11 protein-coding genes are annotated in these 17,805 nt (G+C 40.7%); 2 read left to right on the top strand and 9 right to left on the bottom strand.

The window, feature by feature from the left end; all coding sequences use genetic code 11:
• On the top strand, positions 1-617 hold a 617-nt coding region (locus PLE33_08350; protein HPS61252.1), incomplete at its 5' end, for a S24 family peptidase.
• Between the two features lie 479 nt (positions 618-1,096).
• A complete protein-coding gene (locus PLE33_08345; GenBank protein ID HPS61251.1) occupies positions 1,097-3,328 on the top strand; it encodes a heavy metal translocating P-type ATPase in 2,232 nt (743 codons plus the stop codon).
• Between the two features lie 350 nt (positions 3,329-3,678).
• Here PLE33_08345 and PLE33_08340 read toward each other — a convergent pair whose 3' ends face one another.
• The 9 genes from PLE33_08340 to cls all read right to left on the bottom strand — a co-directional run bounded on the left by PLE33_08340 (position 3,679) and on the right by cls (position 16,878).
• On the bottom strand, positions 3,679-4,809 hold the full coding sequence (locus PLE33_08340) for a hypothetical protein (protein ID HPS61250.1): 1,131 nt from the start codon (positions 4,807-4,809) through the stop codon (positions 3,679-3,681).
• A gap of 9 nt (positions 4,810-4,818) precedes the next feature.
• A complete protein-coding gene (locus PLE33_08335; GenBank protein HPS61249.1) occupies positions 4,819-6,681 on the bottom strand; it encodes a glutamate mutase L in 1,863 nt (620 codons plus the stop codon).
• Between the two features lie 15 nt (positions 6,682-6,696).
• The gene (locus tag PLE33_08330; protein ID HPS61248.1) at positions 6,697-7,095 is read right to left on the bottom strand and encodes a hypothetical protein; all 399 of its coding nucleotides are present in this window, start codon (positions 7,093-7,095) and stop codon (positions 6,697-6,699) included.
• Between the two features lies 1 nt (position 7,096).
• Positions 7,097-7,804, bottom strand: a complete 708-nt coding sequence (locus tag PLE33_08325) for a ComF family protein (protein ID HPS61247.1) — start codon at positions 7,802-7,804, stop codon at positions 7,097-7,099.
• A complete protein-coding gene (gene purQ, locus PLE33_08320) occupies positions 7,779-8,462 on the bottom strand; it encodes a phosphoribosylformylglycinamidine synthase subunit PurQ (GenBank protein HPS61246.1) in 684 nt (227 codons plus the stop codon). Before purQ ends, PLE33_08325 begins: the two co-directional genes overlap by 26 nt.
• Before the next feature lie 4 nt (positions 8,463-8,466).
• Positions 8,467-8,718 carry a phosphoribosylformylglycinamidine synthase subunit PurS gene (gene purS, locus PLE33_08315; GenBank protein ID HPS61245.1) on the bottom strand — a complete coding sequence of 84 codons (252 nt, stop codon included), beginning with the start codon at positions 8,716-8,718 and terminating at the stop codon, positions 8,467-8,469.
• 349 nt (positions 8,719-9,067) lie between these two features.
• The gene (locus tag PLE33_08310; GenBank protein HPS61244.1) at positions 9,068-12,403 is read right to left on the bottom strand and encodes a UvrD-helicase domain-containing protein; all 3,336 of its coding nucleotides are present in this window, start codon (positions 12,401-12,403) and stop codon (positions 9,068-9,070) included.
• Positions 12,400-15,219, bottom strand: a complete 2,820-nt coding sequence (locus PLE33_08305) for a PD-(D/E)XK nuclease family protein (protein ID HPS61243.1) — start codon at positions 15,217-15,219, stop codon at positions 12,400-12,402. The genes PLE33_08310 and PLE33_08305 overlap by 4 nt, the downstream gene beginning before the upstream one ends.
• Positions 15,220-15,354: 135 nt before the next feature.
• On the bottom strand, positions 15,355-16,878 hold the full coding sequence (gene cls / locus PLE33_08300) for a cardiolipin synthase (GenBank protein ID HPS61242.1): 1,524 nt from the start codon (positions 16,876-16,878) through the stop codon (positions 15,355-15,357).
• Between the last annotated feature and the right edge of the window lie 927 nt (positions 16,879-17,805).

The raw sequence follows: 17,805 nt of genomic DNA, 5'->3' as shown, positions 1-17,805 counted from the left end.
CTGAGTTCTTGGAAGCCCTCTCCAAAGATCAGATCAACCTCCACTGGCTCTTTACCGGAAGCGGTTCTATGTATGCTAAAGACGAGTTTCAAGAGCTTATCCAATCCAATCCGGCTCCTACAAACCAAACCAATGCAGACAACTCAATTTCCACCATAATCTCGCCAATCCTGCATCCTATCACCAATCAAGACTTCGATCCTACTCGGTCAATCACCTTTCCCATAGTGGGTGAGATCGCTGCCGGACCTCCGATGGAGATCAAGGACGAGTGGAGTCAGGTGGGTCAGATCCAATTGCCTGTCTCATTCCTACCCGGGAACCCCAAGCAATACACTGTCTTTCAAGTAAATGGGCAGAGCATGGAGCCCGTAATCCAGCATCAGGACATTGTGGTCATCAAGAGCGATCTAAGCTGGGAAAATGCCGATGGCAAAATTGCAGTTGTAAGGACTGACGATGGTCTCACCATCAAGAAGGTGCAGATCGACCACCACAGGCAACAGATTATCCTCCAACCATTTAATATAGACTATCCGGTTCTGGTTTTAGACTCGGATTGGAATTACGGAGCTTTCCTGATCGGCACAATCGCACTCCAATTGCGCTTTTTCTAATTTCAAAGTTCCATTTTCCCAACTGCTCTTTCCAAAGCCTGTCCAAACGCCTCGCTAATTTGCAGTAATAGTGTCAGCAAACAGTCCAAAAACGTCCAAATAGGCGCTTGGACATTTCCAAAGCCAGTCCATCGTATCTCTCCACCAATCAAAGCCTTATCTCCACTTTCCCCTTGTGTCACAACTTGCAGCTTTGGGTGTCAGTTTATAGAAAGGTTAACGGTGAAAGGTGAAGGGTGAACGGTGAACGGTGAACGGTGAAAGGTGAACGGTGAAGGGTGAACAATTGAGAATGGAGAATGGAAAACAGCTAACTCTATTCAAATATACAGCATTAATAAGTTTCGGGAAAGGGTTTTTTTACTGTTACCGGGTAATGTAAAACGAAAGAATAGCGGTAAAGAGTTTTCTTTGCTTATATTCAGTTTTGGAATATCATATCATTAAGGTGGAAATTAGCAGCAAAAGGATGAAAAATTATGCAAAGGAAAATCACTCTTGGTATTGAAGGAATGCATTGCGCTGCTTGCAGTGCGCGAGCTGAAAAAACACTATCACAACTGAAAGGTGTTAGCGAGGCAAATGTAAATCTCGCTCTGGAAGAAGCATACATTGTTTACGATGACAAGCAATTAACGCTTGCTGATTTTAAGCAGGCAATTGAAAAAATTGGCTTTAATGTGAAAGAGACAGAAGCAGATAAAGAACTGGAGCAAATCCGCCAAATGCAGACAGCAAAAAAGAAAATGGGGCTTTCCTGGTTGATTACCGCTTTGGTCTTAGTGTTAATGATTCCCGATATGCTTTTGGGAAGAGCAATTTTTAGCGAACAGATAGATGCCTGGCTGATGGTGATATTAAGTTTGCTGGCGATGATTTTCCCGGCAAGAAGCGTATATCTATCTGCCTACAAATCAGTTAAAAGCGGCAGTGCCAATATGGATGTGCTAATTGCAATGGGCACAATCGCTTCTTTGCTGGCAGCTCCTCTATCTCTGTTCATAAAAGACATTGCGGCAAATAGTTTTGCCGGTATTGCCGCGATGATTATCTCTTTTCATTTAACCGGTCGTTATCTGGAGGCAAAAGCGAAAGGGACTGCTTCGGAAGCAATTAGAAAGCTAATAGGTTTGGGAGCTAAAACGGCAATTATTCTGGATGCGGGCACAGAAAAAGAAATTCCCATTAGCCAACTGAAAGCGGGAGATATATTTATCGTTAAGCCCGGAGCAAAAATTCCTACTGACGGGATTATCGTTAAAGGAAGCAGTTCAGTAAATGAGTCAATGGCAACAGGGGAGTCCCTTCCGGTGGCTAAAAAGCCGAATGATAATGTGTTAGGGGCAACAATCAACCTTGATGGCTATCTGGAAGTGCAGGCAACCAAAGTAGGAAAAGAGACCTTTCTGGCACAAGTGATACAGATGGTTAGCGAAGCACAGCATTCTAAAGTGCCTATTCAATTGCTGGCAGATAAGATAACAGCTGTTTTTGTTCCCGTGGTGCTATGTTTGGCAGTGCTTGTTTTTGCGGTGTGGATGCTTTTTCCCGATACAATGCAAGGTCTTGCTTCTGTTATCATAAGCGTTATTCCCTTGCAGGTTCCAGTAAAAGGTTTGGCAGCTGCCTTGATGGCTTCCATCGCAACTTTGGTAATTGCCTGTCCTTGTGCACTGGGTTTGGCAACTCCTACCGCTTTAATGGTGGGAAGTGGATTGGGAGCCAAAAAAGGGATTTTAATTCGCAACGGCGAAGCATTACAAAGAATGCGAGAACTGAATACAATGATTTTTGACAAAACGGGAACTTTGACTAATGGCGTTCTGCAATTGCTTAAGACAGCTTGTTTCCAGGGAACTGAAAAGGAAAATTTAACGCTTGCAGCTGCCTTGGAACAGGCATCAGAACATCCCTTAGCTGTGGCATTCGTGAAAGCGACAAATACTATGGAACTACCTGTGCGGGAGGATTTTATTGCTATCCCCGGCAAAGGAGTTAAAGGCAAAATATACGGAAAACAATATCTTTTGGGTAGTGCGGACTTTCTGCAGGAAGAGGGAATAGCCCTGAAATCCTTTACTGAAGAATCACTAAACTATGCCACCCAAATTGGACTGGCAACAGAAGGGGAATTGCTTGCCTGGTTCTATCTTGCTGATACAATTAAAGATAACGCTGCCGAAGTGATTGCCGATTTGAAGAATAGAGGAATTAAAAGCATTATGGTTAGTGGAGACCAGGAAAAAACAGCTATCGCTATTGCTGAAAAATGCGGTATTCAAGAAGTGCTGGCTCCTGTTCTACCTGGCGATAAAGCAATGAAAATTAAGGAATTACAGGAAAGAGGTTTAGTAGTTGGAATGGTGGGGGATGGCATTAACGATGCTCCTGCTTTAAAACAGGCAGATATTGGCTTTGCAATGAGTTTGGGAACCGATATTGCCATTGAGACGGCAGATATAACCCTCCTGCATAACGATCTGAAACTGATTCCAATGGCGATAGAACTTTCCCGAAAGACCTTTACCAAAATTAAACAAAATTTGTTCTGGGCTTTTTTCTATAATTTGATTGCGATTCCCTTAGCAGCATTTGGGGTCTTGCATCCGGTAATTGCGGAAATGGCAATGGCTTTCAGCAGCGTAACAGTGGTTACAAATGCCAATCTACTGAAACGGAAAGAAAATAAGCTACACGGATTTGATGGATAAATGAATAGGTCTGGGATGAACAGGATGATAGGGATTTACAGGTTTTGAGGATAAAAGAATAGGTCTGGGATGAACAGGATGACAGGGATTTACAGGATTTTTTTAGGTCTGATTTGGTGATCCAAGGTTGACGAGGATGTCAACTGTGTACCGGAGCTCGCTGAAGCTCCGCATTCTTGATTGTTTATACCGCAGGTTGACAAGGATGTCAACTGTGTACCGGAGCTTGCTGAAGCTCCGCATTCTTGATTGTTTAATACCGCAGGTTGACGAGGATGTCAACCTTCCGTTATTAAACCCTCTCAACCAGCAGGCATAGAATACTGCCCTCCGGGGCTAATATCTTTTGTTTAGGATTCTATCACTTCCACATTGGCGCGAGGTAAAGAAACCTTAGAACCGTCCTCAAATTCTGCTTCCAGAACACGAACAAGGGTTTCCGATTCTACTTTGGTAAGTTCTTCGGGCAGAGCCGTAACTTTAGCAATGCGTCCGAAATGGGGTTGGCGGATAATCCTGATAACTGTTCCTATTTCCAAAACCGGCATAGTTTCTTCTTTAGCGACCAGTTCCTGTTCTTCAAACTCCAGGGGAATAATAATTTCGGGACGAATAACTCCAGCGCGGATTTGGGTTTTGCCATGGATGGAGGTTTTATAGCCCTCAAAGCGCTTTAACAAATTAAATGTCTTTTGTGCCATATTAATTCTGCCAAAGCCCTCGGTGCAAACGATGGTAATTCCGATGTTTTCGTGTCCGGTAATGGCAACGCCGATATCATAACCGAGCAGTTTTTTAATATCCTGATCGTCTATACCGCCGGTAATAATAGCTTTAACTCCATTTTTGCGAGCAATATCAATAGCATGATAAGGTGCAAAAGCACCGGCAACAATTATTTTACCTGCACAGGAAGCATCAATTTTGGCAACATCCAATTCATCATCAGGGCTATCTGCTATCATTTTCAATTCGCCGAAGGTTTCTCCTCCAAGACCAAAAATCCCTTGAACATAAGCACTTTTATTTTCAATGATTACACCTTCGTCTTCTATAATATCGGTAACCAAGCCATCAATGAATGCCTTCACCTGAACCGGAATGCGTGGTTCGCGGAGTAAGATTTGGCCTGTTACGGAAGAAATATTTTCCACTTCACCTTCAATGGGGGATAGAACTTCCGTTTTCATTATTCCCAGTCCGAAAAGACCCTTTGTTTCGGCTAAGACGGTCTTTTTAGTGATTTTATCTCCCGGCTGGATTTTTATATAATTTACTAATTGCTGGGGAGTTACGCCAAGTTTATTGGCAAGATTGAAAGGTAATACTTTGCCTGGTAATAAGGTTTCGGCAACTACATCCTCAGCTTTTACTTTATCGCCTTTTTTTACAAGCACCTGACCCTTGAGAGGGAGGATGCGTTCTTTATGCAGTATGATGTTATCGGTAACGGTTAAACCGGCAGAATAAGCTTGTCCCATTTTATCCTCCTATGACAAAATATGTTCCGGGTAAATTTTCAGTTCTTTCATCCACTTTTTAAGAGCGGCAATGCGTTCTGTTTTATCTGCTGGAAGAACAAAGGGTTGACGCCCTCTGGTATCTAAAACGATGCCGACAACTCCACCATAAAGGTCAACGGTCATTTCTTTCTTCTTTTCGCTATCCAGAATCAAGCCACTATGCGTTTTCAGTGTTGCTTTAGCTATTTGGCCTACTCCGCAGGGAATTAAACGCATTTCACCAAAAGGAATATCTTCTTCAAAAACAGTGCCATCGGGTAATTCCAGTTTGGCATAAAGAGCCGGTTTACCAATCTTGCATTTACCAACGGGGGCTACACAGGTTCCCAAATATACCATACAATCCTTACGGAAAACCTCAGTAGCTGCTTTAGCACTAATTTCAGAAAGCACACCCAAATGCGGCATCATAAAAATGCTATCTACGGAAAGACGGGTAATGCCTTCGGGGAGAAAAGCATCAATTAACATTAGAACAGTTTGGTTTCGGCGGGGAGCATGGGAAAGAACACCTCCACTGCCAACCAGGAGGTTAAGCGTCATCATATTCACAATTGTTTCGCCGGAAACGGATTGAGAAAATGCCTCCGAAATATCGCGCTGTTTTTGCATTCCTTTTAAAGAGCTGGCAAAGGATTTATGCTGTTCAAAAGCCAAACGCAATGCTTCTTTGGCAATTGCCTGTTCCAGAACAAGTTCTTCTAACAGGGAAGGAATCGTAGTAGGACGAATCATCTTGTTTTTAATCATATTGCGCAGTTCGCTTTCATCAATATCAAAAGGCACCCAGCGCATAATATTTTCCAGTCCCGCAGAAGCCAGCACATTGGAAATACTGTAACTTAAACCCAAATTGGCACTAACTGTGCGGTTAAAAATAAAATCCTTGGTAAAAACACTGAAGACATCAGTTGTAGCGCCACCGATATCAACACCCACAACCTCAATATTTTCATCTTTAGCAATTGCCTGCATAATATTTCCCACGGCTGCCGGAGTTGGCATAATGGGAACTTGTTCGTGGTCAGGACCAACCGTCCATTCCATCAGTTTGTTATAGCCGGGTGCCTGTTTCATAACATGTTCCATAAAGAGGTTATGAATCTTTTCCCGGGCAGGAAGAAGGTTCTCAATTTCCAGTTTGGGACGAATGTTATCGGTAATAATCAAATCTACTTTTTCTCCGAGGGCTTTGATAATTTCTTCCCGGGCATCTTTATTACCGGCATAGATAACGGGCAGTTTATAAGCTGAACCAAGACGGGGTTTAGGGTCTGCACTGGCAACTAATTCAGCCATTTCTACTACATGTTTAACTGTGCCGCCATCTTCACCACCAGCCATTAAAATCATATCGGGTCTCAGTTCACGAATGCGTTCAATCTTTTCGTGGTTCATTCTTTTATCGTTACTGGCAATCAGGTCCATTACAATTGCTCCAGCTCCTAAAGCTGCTCTTTCAGCGCTTTCACCTGTCATAGAAGCAACAACTCCGGTTACCATCATTTGCAAGCCGCCACCCGCAGAAGATGTTGATACATAGGCATCAACGCCAATATCACCTTTCCGCGGGATTACGAATTTCCCGTTTTCCATAAATTTAATATTAGGATTGTGATATTTCAAGCGTGCCAGTTCTTCCAATTCCTGAGTGGCATTGATAACACCTTTAGTAACATCGTTTAAGGGTGCTTCTACAGTAGTAGGAGCTTCCCCGCGAATGGTTTGACGAAATTCTCCATCCACCCATTCAATTAATATTGCCTTAGTAGTAGTGCTGCCACAATCAGTAGCAACAATACGGGCAAGGCGTTTCTCATCGTATTGCATATATCCTCCACTTATTCAAGCAGTTTTATTTTTGGTCTTAAAAATTTTCTGTAGTAATAGCTTTCTTTTAGCTTTGCGGTGCTGTCTTTTCAGCTTGTTTTGCTCTCTGCGTTCCCGGTTATAAAGTTCGTCCAGCTCATCCATTCTTTTAATAAGCTTCTTCAGGTTGTTTTCATCTTCCATCATAATGGCAAATTGCTGATACTTTTTGGAATCAAATATGATTTCCGCTACCGGTAAAATAAAAAACAGTGCCTGACTTCCAATTCCGTGTAACGGACGGATGGATTCAAAAAGGAGTATTCCTGCAGGAGCTAAATGCCGTTCGGCAATAAATTTTGCCACCTTCTCAAGCATTTCGTTTATTTCGCCTTCGGAGGTCTCAGGTCTAATTTCCCAAAATTCTTTATTCATCTCAAGCTCGGGCAACCGTTATGGCGCAAATTTTTGCAGCTCCAGCTGAACGAAGGGCTTTGGCAATTTCATTCAGAGTGCTACCGGTGGTGAAAACATCGTCAATCAGGATAATATTTTTTCCTTCTACCCTGCTTTTATCTTTTACCTGGAAAGCGCCGCTTAGATTTTTTATTCTATGTTCGCGAGAAAGCAGGGTTTGGCTTAAAGTATTTATTTTACGCTGCACAGGGTTCAAATAGGGCATAGCCAGTAGTTTGGCAACCGTATAAGCAATCAAATCGGATTGATTGTATCCGCGTTCTCTTTTCCTTACTCTGTGCAAAGGGACAGCACAAAGAAAGTCATACTTCATCAATTGCGGTTTACTTTCAATAAATTCTGCAAGGGGTAAAGCAAAATATCCTGCCGGTGAGGTATAGCCCTCATATTTTAAAATATGAATCAGGTCTTTAGCCGTTCCTGTATAGTGAAACACAGACATCGCGGAATCAAAGGCAAAATTGCTTTCAGCGCAGACCTCGCAGGGAATATTCTGATTGATGCTACCACAAACAGGACAGGTGCCTTCTTCCATTAAATACAGCTTGGTTTCACAATCAGAGCAAATAACCTGATGGCGGTCTTCCAGCCGCTTTCCACAAACCAGACAGGCAGGTGGAATTATCAGTTTCAGGAAGCTGCTAAAGAGCTTTTTCCAAGGAGGCAAAAATCCACCTTCCATCTTGAGTTAAAACCGTATCTGTGGCAGAGCGTTCAGGATGAGGCATCATCCCTAAAATGTTACGCTGTTCATTACAAATGCCGGCAATGTTATCTAACGAGCCATTGGGATTGCTTTCGCTATCCGTAATGCCAAGCTTGTTGCAATAGCGAAAAAGAATTTGGTCGTTATCTTGCAGTTGTTTTAAACCATCGGATTCAATATAAAAATTACCTTCTTTATGGGCTACAGGAAGGTCTAAGATTCTACCTTTGCCAATGCCTGTAGTAAAAGGGCTGGCAGCTGTTTCTACCCGCACAAATTGATGCTGACAAATAAAATGCAGCGAAGCGTTCATCAACAAAGTGCCGGGTAGTAAACCACATTCCGTTAAAATTTGAAAACCGTTGCATATTCCGAGCAGTAAACCTCCTTTTTGGGCAAAGGCAATCACTTCTTTTACGATGGGAGAAAATCTTGCCAGAGCGCCACAACGAAGATAATCGCCATAAGAAAAACCACCCGGTAAAATAACCAGGTCAGGATTTTCCAGGTTCGTATCTTTATGCCAGATAAGTTTTGTTTGATGACCTCGGCTTTGGCAAACCCGGTAAGCATCGTGATCACAATTGGAACCGGGAAAAGTTACTACACTGATGCGCAAAACATTACTCCATGGAAACGATTTCGTAAAGATAGGTTTCGGTATTAGGATTTGCTAAAAGGTCGTTACAGATATTTTCCACTTCGCTGGTTACCTTTTCTCTGTCTTCACTGCCAAATATCATTTCTATATATTTGCTGATGCGGGTTTCAACTACATCTGCGTAACCCAGATTATGCAGAGAATTGGTAACTGCCTTGCCTTGCGGATCAAGGACATTGGCTTTTAGTTGCACAAAAATTTTAGCTTTTAGCATTGCTTTTTCCAATTAGTTATTTCTCAATTTATCCTTATCTTTTGGCTTGAGGTTTTAGTCAATAGTTTTGTTGGAAATCCATAAAGAAGAATAGGATAAAAAGGATAGGAGGTGGTTGTCCGGGAGGTCAACCTTCCTGAACCCAGTTATTTTTGGGTGCAGGCAAGATCAAACAAGAGAAAATAAAAAAAGAAATCGGGGCTTACATTTTCCGAGGGGCTTACGCACCCGTCGCTATCAATGTGTCGCCCTAAGGGGCTTTACTCAACCCTCTCAACCCTCTCAACCCTCTCAACCCTCTCAACCTTTTTCCCGAGGGGCTTACACACCGTTTTTAACAGTCCTTACACTAAATACTCACAATCCTTGTATTGATATTGTATCCTTTAAAAACAGGCAGCATTGTTAGTGCCGTTTTGTATTCTGAAAGCTGTTTGGGATCGTAACTATCTCCGCTTTTGTAATCCGCAATTAAAGCTTCTTTTTCTGAGGTGTTAACCATCAAACGGTCAATCCTCAGCACATTGCCAGAGAAGATTATTTCCTGTTCGGTGAAGATTTTATTCCAACCGGGGGTAAATAGATAAGGATTTGCTGTGCAGACATTTTGGCAGCGCGTTGCCAATTTTTCTATTTGCGAAACCGGTAAAATTGCTCCATAGCGATTTAAGCATCGGCGGAGTGCATATTGATGTTCTTTTGCTTCGTTGCGAATAATGAAGGATAGATAAAAGTGCAGTAAATCGCCAATCAGATTTGGGCGTTCGGTTAAATAATAGTTTTTCAGGTCTTTCACCCGGGGAAGTTCTTTCGGCACTAATTCATCTCCTGCAATAGTTCTTTGATGGCAAATTTTAAAACGGGCATTCACTTGTTCCGCTGTATTTAGAGGAGGTTTGCTTGCTGCGTTTGTATCTTTTCCGTTTTCTTCCAGGCAGCCCTTTTGCCTATAAATACCTTGTTCATCGGGAGTTGTATTCTGAAAATAGGAAAGAACTGCATTACAGAGCACAGCGGGCAGGTTTTTATCTTTATGGGCATTATAATATTCATCCCAGCCCTCTTTCAATGTATAGCCGAAGTAAAGATGCAATTTTTGTTTGGCACGAGTGAAAGCAACATAGAGGTTATTCATTTCTTCCAGCTGTTTTCTTTTTTGAGCTTGCAGATAAAGATTGGCATAGCTTGAGGACTTCAGGATTTTCTGATAGTGTAAGCTAATGCCGTAATCCAAAATATGATTAAAGGTCTTTCCTTCATACTCCAATGCCCAATCCAGGGAATTATTGCTTTCATTATGTTTACCGGAAAAGTTATAGAACACAAAAACCCGTTTGAATTGTAGTCCTTTGGATTTATGGATAGTAAGCAGCTGCAAGCTGTTATCGGCATTCACGGAAACTTGTTTGAAATCATCCGAAGCAGCATTTTCCTGTAAATAGTTCAGCAGGTCAGGCAAAGAAGTTCCTTTATCAGCTGAGGTCAATTGGTATGTTGCCATAATATCCAGAAAGCGATGCAAATTCAAATAGTCCCTTTCATTGGGTTGTTTGTCAGGTAAGCAGAGGTCTATTATTTCCCGGCAAATTGCCGTTGCCTGTTTGTTTTGCTGTTTCAGGGAAAGTTGATAGAATTCATTAACTACCGGAATAGCGGAAAAATTTGGTTTTACGGGTCTGGCGCTATCCTTTTGAAGGTCTATAATACGGGAGATAACATTTAAGGTCTGTTTCAAAACTTTGGTATTGATCAGCACATAGTCCGAACGCAAAAATGCGATAAAATCTATCCAGTCACCCCAGGATAGAAAACGCAGCCAGGACATTAAAGGAGCAACGAAATGATGGCTTATTACAGATCTGTTGGGTTGGAACAAACTGGTTATCTGGCTATTATCCAAGGTCTGTTGAATTTTTGCCAGTTCTTCATTAGTTCTACATAAAATAGCGATGGAGCCGGAAGCATCTTTTTCCAAGGCAGGTTTCACCATTCTTTCCACAAAATCGGTATAGATATTTTTATCGTTATCATTAGTGGCAGAGGTAGAGAAATTCTTCAGGCAAAATTCAATTTCAGTTCCCGGTTCTTCTTGAATAGCAGCACTATCTATATGATTATATTTCCATTGCATTTCTTTTTCCTGCAGTAAATTGTGCAATTCGGCATTAGCAAACACTTTATTGAGAAATTCCATTAAAGTTGGACCGCAGCGATAGCTTAATTCCAGTGCTTCAATTTCCACCTCGCTTAGAGCGGGGAAAATATCTTTCAAATGCAATAATAAATCCCTTTCACCACCTCTCCAGCCGAAAATAGATTGTTTTTCATCGCCCACAACAATCAAGCCCCCGAAGGGTTTAGAACCTTCTCCGGCTGTGATTTCTTCAATGATAGGTTTCAGGACATTAAATTGGATAAGCGAGGTATCCTGAAATTCGTCAATCAGTAAAAAACGGGTTCTATGGCTTAAGAACTGATAAAATTCGGTAGCGGAATCTGCACTGGCAGGATCTAAAAAAGGAGGTTCTTCACTGAAGAGGGCTGCAAAAGTAAACCAGGTTATATCTTCATAAGTTAGCTTTTTATAACGATATATCAGACGGTCATATTCTTTTAAAACGCTTGCCCATAAAGTTAAAATTTCCTCTTGTTCGGGAAGATACAATTCCACCATCAGATAATCAGCTAATGCGTGTTTAGCTTCATCTTGCGTTTGTTGCAGCTCAATATTTTCCGCATTATACTTCTTAACGCTTATTTTTTGTTTATTCCAGATATTACTTTTATCCATTATAGTAAGCAGTTTTTCTGCAGTATCGGGAGTTAGTTCTTTTAAGTTCTGCATAATTTCAATTGGAGTTAATGCTCCTTTCACTGCCAGAGCTTTAAAATCCTTAAGAAAATAGTCCTCCAAATTGCTATGTCCTGCAGCAGAACGAATTTCATTTACTTGAGAAATAAGCTGTTGCATTGCCTGCAGGAAGTTTTGTTTATATTTTTCCGCATCGGTTTTGGGATTATTAAGCAACAAATTTCTATTTAGCGAAGGATTAGCCGCTATTCTCATAGTTAGCATATAAAAAAGCCAGCGCCGTTCTATCAAAGAACTGAAAAACGAAGTATAATCGTCTAAAGATCGGCTTACTTTTCTGCTTAGCAGGGTTTCAAAACGGGTTCTGAGCTCCGGTTGCATCAGATGGTCAAGCAGGAAAGGCATAATTTTCTGCACTGCTTGAGTATCAATTTCGTAGCGTTCAATATTGCGTAAAGGACGCACGATATTTCTAAAGATATGCCCTGTGTAAGAATCAATAGTCATCACCTGCAAATGACTTTGATCACAAATAATTTCTTTTCTGGCGCTAAGAAGCAGATTTTTTTCCTGTTCGCTTAAGGGGGTATCTTTAAGGTTATTAAGTATCCTCAGGTTTTGCAGGAGTTCTCTTTGTTCTTTTTGTTCTTCTTCCGTTTCGGGTGTGGCAAGAAGCAGTTCCAAGTGTTTGATGATGCGTTCTCTAATTTCAGCTGTGGCTTTACGCGTGAAGGTTAGCACCAGAATATTATCCAGAGAGAATTCGCTATTTCCGTAATATTTCAGAATCAGCGAAAGGTATTCCACAGAAAGGCGGTAGGTTTTACCGGTTCCGGCGCTGGCACAAATGATACGACAGTTATTGGGGGTCATTTGTCACCTCCTTTTTTACCTATTAAATCTGCCCGGGTAATATTTTTCAGGCGCTGTCTATCTGTTGTCTTAGTAATTGTGCTATAGCCATTTTCCAGGCAATCTGTAATTTTCTCCAATATTTGTTGTTTCAGCTTATTGCGTTTTTCTTCATTCACTCCTTCTGTTCTATCCGTGGGGTCCAGAATATTCCAAAAGATGGAAGAAACCGCATCCGGAGGCAAGACCTCATCCAAGAGATAATAGCACCATTCATAAACACAAAGCTGACGGTAGTCATGACTACCGGTTTTGAAGTCCACAATCAGAGCTTTATTTTCCAGCTCAATCCTAAGGTCAGCTTTTCCGCGCAGGGAAAGAATATAATCCCTATTTCCCAATTGAAAAGAAGACAGTGGTTTACATAGTTTTTCTTCTTTGGTTTGTTCTTCTGTTTCCGGAATAAGTTTGAAGCGTCTTCCTTCCACCTTTTTTTTCAGCCAGTCATTATAGAAAAAGAAAAGTGACTGAGCCAGTTTTTTTGCCAGAATTTCTCCCAGGAAATCGGCATTATAGTTTTTCGGGATTTGGTATTTCATCTTATCGGAAGCAATAACGCTTTTTAATTGTTTTTCCAGTTTTTCGCTATTACCGAAAAGATCATCCAGGCAGTTCCAGCTTTCGTGAATTCCGCTAAGCTCTGCCAAAGTAGTGGAAAAATAGGTATGCATTATGTTGCCGAAGAGTTTATAGCTTATTGTTTCAGCTGCTTCCCAATTCTGAAGATAGATTTTGCTTTTATTTTCCACATACCAAAGGAAGGGATTTTTAAGAAACTGGATAAGCGCGGACGCAGTAAAACAAATATTATTGGTAGTGAAATCTGCTACAGGATCGGAAGGGATAATAAAGAAATCGTCATCCATATCTTTATTTACAGCACAGTATTCACTATCTTCCAGCCGGGGAATTGGTTCGCACTTCAGTTCAAAGTTATAAACCTCAGGCAGGGAAACAGTCACTTTGCGTTTTTGAAATTTAGCTGTTTCGTCATTTTGCAACAGGTCTTTCAGTTCTCCTAAAAAGGAACTGGGAATGATTGCAAATTCCTGATTTTCATAGCTGAAACAAACTGCCCGTTCAGAACACAGAAGCAAACGGAAGAAATAGTAGCGTTCCCAGTTTCTTATATCATCAAAGGTTTTCAAGCCCAATTTAGCTCTTTGTGCTTCATTGAATAACCAAACGGGAGTTGGACTGGAAGGAACTTTGCCTTCAATCATTTGCAAAAAAGCAACGGTGGAAAAACTACGATTACGCGTATCCAGTAAATTGCTTATTTCCCATTCGGGAGATAAGATTTCTTTTCTACTATAGCTTATTTTAGCTGTCTTCAGAAAGTTCAAAAGCAAATCCAGCAGATTTAAGCCAATACTTTCCTCAGTAAAAATTTGCTGCCAGGAACTAATTAAGCCCAGGGTTTCGGTTGCAGTGAAATTTGCCATCCGTTCCCAGAAGACAGGAATTATATCCGTGAGTTGCTTTTCGTTATCTTCCAGTAGTTTATCCAATAGTAAACCCTGGGGACTATCCAACAAAGAGCAGAGTTCTGCAACCCTGCCCACCTGGCTAAAAGCATTTATTAAACGGTAATATTCTTCCACCAGCAACCCCAGAAACTGTTTCTTCTCCGTGCCAAACATTGCACAATCTACATAAAGATAATCCCGGTTAATTAAAAAGCTAAGCTCCAGGCGTAATTGTTCCATATATTCCGCGGGTTCCAAATTGCAGCTCTCATCATAAAAATAAAAGCAAAACCAGTCCTCGGAAATGAAATTTGCCAATATCTTCAAAGGTAGAAAGCCGCTGCTTGCTTTAACAGCTTGTATTCCGGCATAAATTGCAGCGAGCATTTTATATATCTTTCCTTCGCAGAAGGAATAGTTATTCGGCTTAGCAAAATGTTCTGCGGGGAAGTAATGACTGTAACTTTTTAAGTGAAAGCTGCTGTCAATAATCGCGCAATTTTGGCAGGTCTGCTCCAGATTCCAGGAAAGAAAAGCCAAAGCCATTTGTGTTTCGTTATCGGTTTCTATCATTTTAATAACAGGTTTTTGCGGTAAGGAGTTCCAGGATTCTGCTAACGAAAACTCTTGTTCTTTCCAGTTATCCAGGTCTCCTTGAATTTCCCAACCGTGAGTAACGAGGGTAACATTATTGCCTGCTTTTTCAATTGCTTTCAGTTGTTGCTTTTCCAAAGCACTGTAATAGTATTGATTTATATAATAGAAGTTTAAGCCCTGCCAGGGAACTGTAATATTAGCTGGCTTCAAACAAAAAATAGCATCGCTGAAACCTAAAGCGGAGATGTATTTATAATAGTTGCTGCGGATAGTTATTATCTTTTGCAAATAAATACTCTGCCATTCCTGCATAAAGAAGGTTCCGGAATTTACCTTTTCCTGCAATTCCTCAAGGGAAACACATTCCTCACCCAGTTCTTCCCAAAAATCAAAAAAACGCCTTCCCCAATCAACTATATCACTGTAACTATAGATATTGAAATTTTGCCGTTCGCTTTCATCCATCACCAGATAAAGACAAAGTAAGCGTTTATCATCAGTAAGCAATGGCTGTTCAGGCAAAATTAGAGCCGAGCGCAATTCTTCCATACTGAAAAAACGACGCCAGGAAAGGTCCCACTTTGCTAAAAAATCTTTTTGCGCTTTTTTTGCCGCGCTTAAAGTTGGAAAAACAAGAATAGAATCAGGTTTAGCAAGTTCCCGAACTATTGTATCCAGATTTTCGGATAACGGGTAGTGAAGGAATTTCATTACTTTATCTCCTTTTTTTAAGGAATAACGGCATCCTGCAGTTAATTTTTCCCCGGTTATTTCGTTAACTAAAAACTTTTCGCTAACGAACCGGATAGCGAAAAATGGCTGCGGAGGATTTCCTCCCGGCGCATCCTATAATAAGGGTGAAACCAAACGACAGATGGATTCTTTGGTCTTTTGAAACATACTGCGGTGTTTGAAAACCGCCGGGTTAATTTTACTACTGTGATTCAGGTCTTCCTCAAACTGCTTTATCGCTTCAGCACAAACTGTTTTATCATATATTGTAGCAGCCAATTCAAAATTTTGGTTAAAACTTCTTAAATCCATATTAGCGCTTCCAATTAGCAATACTTCTTCATCAATAATCAAGACCTTGGAATGATTAAATCCCTTTTGATAGGTCCAAATTTCCACTCCCACCTCCAAGAGTTGTTGAAAATAACTGCGGGAAGCCCAAAAAACCAGAAAGTGGTCTGGTTTATCCGGCACCAAAATTTGCACTTTCACTTTGCTGATAGCGGCTATTTTCAACGCGGACAGCAAACTTTCATTCAGGATTAAATAGGGAGTGGAAATACGAATGCTGCTTTTAGCATAAGTAATGCAGGCAAAATATAGTTGCATAATACTATCATAATCGCTATCGGGTCCGTTAGCCACAATTTGCATCGGCAAAAATCTGTGCTTATCTGCCTGTGGGGGAGGAAGATATTTATCCAGTAACGCTTCCTGCATTAAATTCTTACCGGTTACAAAATTCCAGTCCGCTAAAAAAATTGCCTGTAAAGCAAGAGCTGCCTGACCTTCAATTTCCGCCAAAGAATCTCGCCAGTAGCCAAAATAGCGTTTTTTACTTAAATACTTATCGCCAATGTTCAAACCGCCTAAATATGCCTTTCTGCCATCTACAATTACCAGTTTACGATGATTACGATAATTTAAGCGACTGTTTAGAAAGGGAATCCAAACAGGCATAAAAGGAACAAATTCCACACCTGCATTACGCAATTCGTGTTTAAATTCCTTTTTCAGCATCCAGCATCCCACATCATCATATATGAAACGAATTTCAACACCTTCCAGCGCTTTCCGGATAAGCATTTTTTGCAAAGTGTAACCTGTTTCATCCGCATAGATGGAAAAGTATTCCAAATGCACGAATTGTTTGGCTTCACTTATTCCCTGTAGCATTGCGTTAAATGCTGAAACTGTATCGTTATATAAAGTTACGGTATTATTTACGGTTAAAGATGCCTTGCTGTTATTTTCCAGTAATCGGTTCAATTTCGCAGTTAAATCGTTCTGCCAATCATTCTCAATTTTTATCGGGCGTTTTTGAATATAAGTGAGCAGAATTTGCGTATCAGCATAACCTTTTCTGCCAAATAAGCGTTTTTTTCGCCAGTTTCTACCAAAAAAAAGATACAAAATAAAACCCACGACAGGTAAAAAAATTAACACTAAGATCCACGCCATAGTAGTTGCCGGAGAGCCATTTTCCATCACCACTATCAGAATAATGAAAACAATGGAAATTCCGAAGAGAATATTGATAATCCGCAAAGTTACTTTACTGAAAGTATGAAATATTGAGCCACCAACAATTATCTGAGTAAGCGAAGCAATTAAAACCAAACTAATCAGTAAAGCCATTATCAGGGCTATGGAATCCCACAACTTACTGGAACTTAAAATAATTCACCTCTTTTTATAAAACGCTAAAACCAAAATTCACTTAGCGCTATTTAAAATTAGAAACTTTATCCGCCCTTTGCTAATATCACCTATAGTTGAAAAGCTCCTTATCATTACTACGCAATCAGGATTTCAACTAATTTATATAAATAAATACTGATTAAAACAGCATAAATTCTCTTTTAGAAAGCACGAAAAGATTGTCAAGCAGAAAAGGCACACAGCTTGTTTTGACTCACAATTTTCATCTGCCTTCAATGAAACCACATCCCACACTTATAGTTCACTTACAACCGCTTTTTAGCTGGTCTGAAATCTGAAAAATTGTGAGTTAAAACAAGAACCCTGCACACTGGCAATCAAGCCATACCAACCCCTCAAATTCCACAATCGTGAAAGATTGTTCTTTTTCACATTTGCAGGGTTGGGTTGGAATTGTTCAGAAATGGTTGTTTCGGGGTGGAATTTTTGTTTTAACTCTAAACCGAGCTTCAGCTTTGACAGTATCGGACAAAAGACAAATATTCTGTTACTTCTGCATTTCGTTGCTACCACAGAAGAATCGGTTTAGAGTTAAAACAAGAACCCTGCACACTGGCAATCAAGCCATACCAACCTCTCAAATTCCACAATCGTGAAAGAATGTCCATTTTCACATTTGCAGAATTGGGTTGGAATTGTTCAGAAATGGTTGTTTCGGGATGGAATTTTTGTTTTAACTCTAAACCGAGCTTCAGCTTTGACAGTATCGGACAAAAGACAAATATTCTGTTACCTCTGCATTTTGTTGCAACCACAGAAGAATCGGTTTAGAGTCAAAACAAACAGCTTGTTTTGACTTACAATTTTCACCTGCCTTCAATGAAACCACACCCCACACTTGTA

This window comes from Candidatus Cloacimonas sp., from assembly GCA_035403355.1.
Lineage (GTDB): Bacteria > Cloacimonadota > Cloacimonadia > Cloacimonadales > Cloacimonadaceae > Cloacimonas.
The sequence above is the reverse complement of the archived record's forward strand: the minus strand, read 5'-3'. Positions and strand labels throughout refer to the sequence as shown.

Bases quoted from the DNA above. Each gene is read 5' to 3' on its own strand.
- PLE33_08310 (HPS61244.1), bottom strand. From the start codon at position 12,403: ATGACCCCCAATAACTGTCGTATCATTTGTGCCAGCGCCGGAACCGGT.
- purS (HPS61245.1), bottom strand. From the start codon at position 8,718: ATGCTAAAAGCTAAAATTTTTGTGCAACTAAAAGCCAATGTCCTTGAT.
- cls (HPS61242.1), bottom strand. From the start codon at position 16,878: ATGGCTTTACTGATTAGTTTGGTTTTAATTGCTTCGCTTACTCAGATA.
- PLE33_08305 (HPS61243.1), bottom strand. From the start codon at position 15,219: ATGAAATTCCTTCACTACCCGTTATCCGAAAATCTGGATACAATAGTT.
- PLE33_08330 (HPS61248.1), bottom strand. From the start codon at position 7,095: ATGAATAAAGAATTTTGGGAAATTAGACCTGAGACCTCCGAAGGCGAA.
- PLE33_08335 (HPS61249.1), bottom strand. From the start codon at position 6,681: ATGCAATACGATGAGAAACGCCTTGCCCGTATTGTTGCTACTGATTGT.
- PLE33_08340 (HPS61250.1), bottom strand. From the start codon at position 4,809: ATGGGACAAGCTTATTCTGCCGGTTTAACCGTTACCGATAACATCATA.
- PLE33_08345 (HPS61251.1), top strand. From the start codon at position 1,097: ATGCAAAGGAAAATCACTCTTGGTATTGAAGGAATGCATTGCGCTGCT.